Below are 6,585 nucleotides of genomic sequence, written 5' to 3' on the forward strand. Positions count from 1 at the left end.
ACAGGACTTGGTTTTTTTGCAAGATGATCTTGCAAGATGACGATGCATTATTTGTACAACGCATCATCGATCATGTTCATGCGAAAGCAGACTTACTTTAACAGTAAGCTATTAATACGTTTCACATATTCCGCTGGGTCTTCAGGCAAGCCACCTTCAGCAATCACAGCCTGATCAAAAATCACATGCGCCAAATCATCAAATTGATTGGAGTCCTGTAATTTTTTCACCAAAGGATGCTCTGGGTTGATTTCCAAAATTGGCTTCATATCAGGTACAGCTTGCCCTGCATCCTTCAACATACGAATCAATTGTGGTGACAGTTCACCTTCACCTGTTACCAAACAAGCAGGGGAATCAACCAAACGTGTAGTCACACGCACTTCTTTGGTTTTACCGCTTAAAGATGCAGACAATTGCTCAACCACAGGTTTAAATTGTTCTGCAGCCGCGTCTAAAGCTTTCTTCTCTTCAGCATCTTGTAGATCGCCTAAATCAACCGCACCTTTAGATACGTTTTGCATTGGCGTGCCATCAAACTCCTGCACAAAGTTCATCGCCCACTCGTCTACGCGTTCTGCCATCAACAACACTTCAATGCCTTTTTTCTTAAACAACTCCAACTGTGGAGAATGCTTTGCTGCGTTCAAGTTGTCTGCCGTAACGTAGTAAATCGCTTTCTGACCTTCTTTCATTCGCGCTTTATAGTCCGCCAATGAGGTACTGATGTCATCATTGCTTGAAGTGGCATAGCGTAATAATTTCAGGATACGTTCACGGTTGCCAAAGTCTTCGCCTAAGCCTTCTTTTAAAACTGAACCAAATTCTTGATAGAATTGCTTAAATTTTTCTTGGTCTTTTTCATCTTCAGACTTGGCTAAATTGTCCAACATGGTCAACACACGACGGGTATTGCCTTCGCGGATGGTTTTCACATCACGGCTTTCTTGCAATAACTCACGGCTCACGTTCAATGGCAAATCGGCGCTGTCCACCACACCTTGTACAAAACGTAGATAGTTCGGGATCAGGTTCTCTGCCTCATCCATAATAAATACGCGCTTCACATACAATTTAATCCCCGCTTTGGCTTCACGAGTAAAAATGTTGTGCGGTGCTTTACTTGGCACATACAACAACTGGGTGTATTCAGTACTGCCTTCAACGCGGTTATGCGCCCATGCCAATGGTGCGTCAAAATCATGACTGAGGTTTTTATAAAATTCGATGTACTGTTCTTCACTAATTTCGTTTTTATTGCGCGTCCACAAAGCACTGGCCGAGTTAATTGCTTCCCATTCATCAGTTTTCACATACTGACCTGCTTTCGGCGTTTCACCTTCAGCTGCTTCTTCTTGCTGCCATACTTCTTTCTGCATTTGAATTGGCAAACTGATGTGATCAGAGTATTTATTGATGATCTGCTTAACTTTGTAGCTTTCTAAATAATCCAGTGCATCTTCACGCAAGTGCAGAATAATATCGGTACCCCGTTCTGCTTTGTGAATTTGCTCAACATCAAACTCGCCAGTACCCGTGCTGCTCCAACGCACGGCTTCATCTGCAGCCAATCCTGCACGGCGTGATTCCACAGTAATTTTATCCGCCACGATAAAACCTGAATAAAAACCCACACCAAATTGACCAATCAATTGCGCATCGGCTTTTTGATCGCCTGTCAATTTCGACATAAAATCTTTGGTGCCCGATTTGGCAATGGTACCCAAATGTTCAATCGCTTCCTGTTGGCTTAAACCAATGCCGTTATCTGAAATGGTTATGGTTTTTTGATCTTGATCTAAACGAATACGCACACGTAAATCAGGATCATTTTCATAATATTCAGGATGATTGATACCCTCAAAACGTAATTTGTCGCAGGCATCTGATGCGTTAGAAATCAGTTCACGCAAGAAAATTTCAGGGTTGGAATAAAGAGAATGGGTCACCAAATGTAATAACTGCGCCACTTCGGCTTGGAAACTGTGTTTTTGGCTTTGCTCGCTCATTCATCACTCCTTAAATTCATAAACATGGTTATTGTTGGATGTGTTAATGAATTGGAGTGATTGCCTGATTTTTCAAGCCTAAACCTAGAAAAATTTAAAAAGGTGCACGTTGATAAACCTGATTTAAATGATCCTCCAATTTCTGCTGACGCAAATTATACACTTGGGTTAAACAATCGACGGAAGCGCCACAACGATCACGCAACTCTAACCAGCGAAATTGTTCATCACGAATTTGTGAGCGCGTCCCCATAGCGACCAAACGGCTGACGATACGATAGGTGGTGGCCATTTTCACATCGGCATCATTGACCGCACGATGTTCACAAATGGCATGTTCTGTTGGTGTTCTGGCTTTCTCACAAGAAAAACTCGCCGCATGCCCCGCGACACTCAGCATTAAACCAACACATATAGGCCAACCGTATTTTATCAACATGAATTAATTCCTTCTTTATCGTTCTTTACTTTATCTTTCAGACTGTAAATGAACATGGCACATGCACTCAATTTTTTCATTCGATACATTTGTTATTTTTTGCAATAAAAAACCCCATCATAAAGATGGGGTTGCGCTGATTTTTATTATTATAAAGAGCTACTTTTTATAATTAAAATTTGTAGCTATAACCGATGGTGTACACCATTGGATCGATGTCTAGATCAAACTTTTTAATTCCTAATGCTGCAGCAGTATCATCAGTTAACGTAACTTCAGGACTCAATTGTGCATAACGTGCATCAAAGAACACACCCCAGTTTTTCGCATCAGCTGGCTGGAAGTTAAAACCAATTTGACCTGCAAAACCAAAGTCTTCTTTTACATCTTTAGCAACGCCTTCTTCATCCCATGCGATAAATGCGGTACCACCGACACCGATGTATGGTGTAAAACGAGTTGAATTTTTAAAGTGATATTTTGCTGTCAATGTAGGTGGTAAGTGTTTAACTTTAGCATTAGCAATTTCAGCACCACCAGCAAATACGCCTACATCATGACTAATTGGCGTAGCCAACAATAATTCTGCAGAGATATTATCATTAAAGAAATATTCTACTGATGGGGTAAATGCATATTCATGATCAGCTTCAGCAACAACACCAGGAATTACTGTTGCATCTTGTGTTGGAGAAATTACAGAACCACCAACTTTAACTTGCCATTGACCTGCCATAGCAGAAGCAGACATTCCCATTAATGCAATTAGAGCAACTTGCTTTAACATTTCAAAACCACCTTTAGAATAAAAATCTTAACGCTTAATTAATATTAAACACGACCACTATTAATATGCAACACATATTAAACATAATATTTCAAATACTTTATAAACTATTCATTATTATATAAATTTATTTTAAATAGACCAAATTACTTGGTTTTAAAACCCGAGTTAATTAATAAAGTTTATATTATTATTTCCCGACTATATTACTCAATTTTATTTAAAAAATACATCAAAAGATTTATTTAAAATACATCTTACATTTGTTTAAAAATTAAAACAAATTTATTTTAAATTGATTAATTCACTCAGGTTTTATATTTTCAAAAAACAAAAAACCAATAAAAATTATTTAAATTAAATAAAGAGAATTAAAATCATCTTCATTCTAATATTAGAAGTTAATTACAACGAAAATGAATCATTCTGTTTGAAGATTTTAAATCGTGTATTGAGATTCAATCGGCAGATGCAAGGATGAATTTGAGAAAGATTCTTCTTGTCGTTTTAGCACGATGCTGCAACGTGCCCAACCTATTCTGAACACGTGTGCTTACAAATTTTGGTGATGATTTACAGCACCATCGCTGCAATCCAGCCAAAAATAATCAGTGGAATATTAAAGTGAATAAAAGTCGGTACCACACTGTCTTTCATGTGGTCGTGCTGCCCATCCATATTTAAACCCGAAGTTGGCCCCAAGGTTGAATCCGATGCTGGAGAACCCGCATCTCCTAAGGCTGCTGCTGTACCAATAATCGCAATGGTTGCTGCAGGGCTAAAACCGAACTGCAAACATAAAGGCACATAAATAATCGCTAAAATAGGCACGGTAGAGAAAGATGAGCCAATCCCCAAGGTGATTAACAAACCAATCAATAACATTAAAAATGCAGCCAAAGCTTTGCTATTGCCAATCCATTCCACCGACGCTTCTACCAAAGCAGGCACTTGATTAGTCGCTTCAATCACTGAAGCGAAACCTTGTGCAGCAATCATAATAAAGCCGATGAGTGCCATCATCCGCATACCGGTAATAATCACATCATCCGCTTCTTTCCATTTGAAAATTCCTGCACAACTTAAAATGGCAACACCCACCAAACCTGCCAGAATCATCGAATCTGAATACAATTGCACTGCTAAGGTTGCAATAATCGCAAAGACTGCCATCCACAGCGTAAATTTAGCAATTTGTGGTGCTTGTAAGCTTGACCCTGTTGTGTCTGCATTGAGTTCACTCGAAATGCTTTGAGTACGTGCTACCTGCACATCTAGATAGTGTCGTGGCTTTCGATAACTTACAAATAACGCGATCAATAGCCCAATAAACATCCCAAACACAGGAATAAACATGGCAGCAGGAATATCTTCATTTTGAATGGAAAAACCATACGGAGCACCAAAGGTGTTGATATTGTGCGCCAAAATATCATTCAGGAAAATTGCACCGAAACCGACAGGAACAAACATATAGGTGGCAACCAAACCAAAAGTCAGCAAACAAGCCACTGCACGACGGTCTAGGTTTAAATGATTGAAAACACTTAATAAAGGTGGAATCAATACAGGAATAAATGCAATATGTACAGGGATTAAGTTTTGTGAGAAGACCGCTGCCAAAGCCACAGTAAAATAAATCAGATATTTAACGCGGTTTTGTACCTTAGTATTACTGCTACCTGTTAAAGTGCGAATCAGCTTATACGCCAATAAGTCTGGCAAACCTGAACGTGCCAAAGCCAAAGCAAATGCACCTAAAATACCGTAAGCAAGAGCAATTTTAGCGCCACCACCTAAACCATTATTAAACGCATCTAAAGTGCCTTGTAAGCCTAAACCAGCCAGTAAACCACCTGAGACTGCACCAATAACCAAGGCAAAAACCACAGGCACACGAGCCAACGACAATCCGAACATGATTGCAATGGCAGCAAGAATTGCGAACATAAGAGATGAAAATTCAAAAAAGAAGCTATTTTATCAGAGATTATGCAGATTGGAGTTGACCAAACATTCAACTCCGACAAGCGTTTCTGATTTAAATTGCTGCAGCATGTGAATTTGCATGACCTAAAGCAAAATCACGGATGGCAGTAGCAACCGCTTGCGGCTGACTAAGAATCGCCCAGTGATTAGCAGCCAACTCCACACGTTGAAAATCATCTACCCAATGCGACATTTCATCAATCAATTCAGCACCTACAAATTGATCATATTTCAAGACAATAGCCTGCACAGGGCAAATTGCGTAACGCTGCCGCGGCTTCAATAAACGTGGCATAAAATTAGCGCGATATAAATTGACGCCATATCGCCCATCTTTACGGATATTAGGATTGACCGGAATATCTTGATCACGTTCTAAACGTATCACCACCTGACGCCATTGTTCAGGTTGAAAGAACTGCCAAACTGTAGGTGCAAGTGCAGGAAGTTGAAAGGCGGCAATATACCAAGATTTACGCATTTGTTTGAAAAATTTAATTTTATTTTCAGAAAACTGCTTACGCATCCAAAACGCTGCATGATCCAAACATGGGCCTGAAATAGTACTGTAAGATAAAATTCGTCCTTTTAAATCTGGATCAGTTACAGCTTCCCAAGACTGAATTGAACCCCAGTCATGAGCTGCCAAGTGAAATGCACGCTGCCCCAAAACGGCATTAGCAACAGCCATTAAATCTGCAGCCAATTGAGCCAAGCTATAGGCACGAATGGATTTGGGAATGGAGGATTGTCCCGCACCACGTACATCGTAACTCACCACATAAAAATCTTGTACCAACACGGCAATCACGCGTTTCCAGACTACTTGGTTATCTGGATAGCCATGCAGCAAAATCAATGCAGGTGCTGTTTTTTCACCCCAAGTTTTGACATAAAGCTGTTGACGATCAGAGGTTTCAACCCATTGCGTTTGCGCTTGCATATACATCTTTTTTATTTTTATTCACCTTTGTTGCACTCAGCATAACAAAACATGCCATATTGATGCCTAAATTTTAGACTAATATAAGGCATCCAGACTTGAAAGATATAGTTAACCCCAGTTACGGATAAGCCAAAGATTTAATCACATGAATTTTAGGCTTATTCTTTTGGCAAAGTTGATACGCACATAGTGAAGAAAATACGCCTGCTAAAAAACCAGCAATCGAACGATGTTTACTCGTAACTAAGTGATATTTTTCTTTCAATAATCCTATCAATGTTTCAATTCTTTTACGTTGTCGTAGATGAAATTCATCAGAAAATGGCAATAAGGTCACTCTCATATTTTTTCTTGGATAAGTAATTAAATCAATGCCTTGCTCTTTAAGTGTTTCTTTCAATGGTTGGCTAATGTA

At 39.4% G+C, this 6,585-nt stretch carries 6 protein-coding genes; all 6 read right to left on the reverse strand.

The features are described 5' to 3' along the window. Positions 1–92: 92 nt before the first annotated feature. Positions 93–2,009: a molecular chaperone HtpG gene (htpG, locus tag FTU71_RS02715; protein ID WP_180060567.1), complete on the reverse strand. Its 1,917-nt coding sequence runs from the start codon at positions 2,007–2,009 to the stop codon at positions 93–95. A 94-nt stretch (positions 2,010–2,103) separates the two neighbouring features. Beyond that, entirely contained in the window at positions 2,104–2,448 is a 345-nt protein-coding gene (locus FTU71_RS02720) for a lysozyme inhibitor LprI family protein (protein WP_178865975.1), read from the reverse strand. 172 nt (positions 2,449–2,620) lie between these two features. Next, the gene (locus FTU71_RS02725; RefSeq protein WP_178865972.1) at positions 2,621–3,235 is read right to left on the reverse strand and encodes an OmpW family protein; all 615 of its coding nucleotides are present in this window, start codon (positions 3,233–3,235) and stop codon (positions 2,621–2,623) included. A 573-nt stretch (positions 3,236–3,808) separates the two neighbouring features. Further along, positions 3,809–5,185, reverse strand: coding sequence for a Na+/H+ antiporter family protein (locus FTU71_RS02730; protein ID WP_180111260.1), 1,377 nt, complete (start codon positions 5,183–5,185; stop codon positions 3,809–3,811). 91 nt (positions 5,186–5,276) lie between these two features. Continuing rightward, positions 5,277–6,167: an alpha/beta fold hydrolase gene (locus FTU71_RS02735; RefSeq protein ID WP_180111262.1), complete on the reverse strand. Its 891-nt coding sequence runs from the start codon at positions 6,165–6,167 to the stop codon at positions 5,277–5,279. A gap of 121 nt (positions 6,168–6,288) precedes the next feature. Beyond that, positions 6,289–6,585 (reverse strand): transposase (locus tag FTU71_RS02740; RefSeq protein WP_026438422.1); only part of this gene is annotated, 297 nt, incomplete at its 5' end.

Origin of the sequence: Acinetobacter sp. YH12136 (assembly GCF_013418545.1) — a bacterium.
Lineage (GTDB): Bacteria > Pseudomonadota > Gammaproteobacteria > Pseudomonadales > Moraxellaceae > Acinetobacter > Acinetobacter towneri.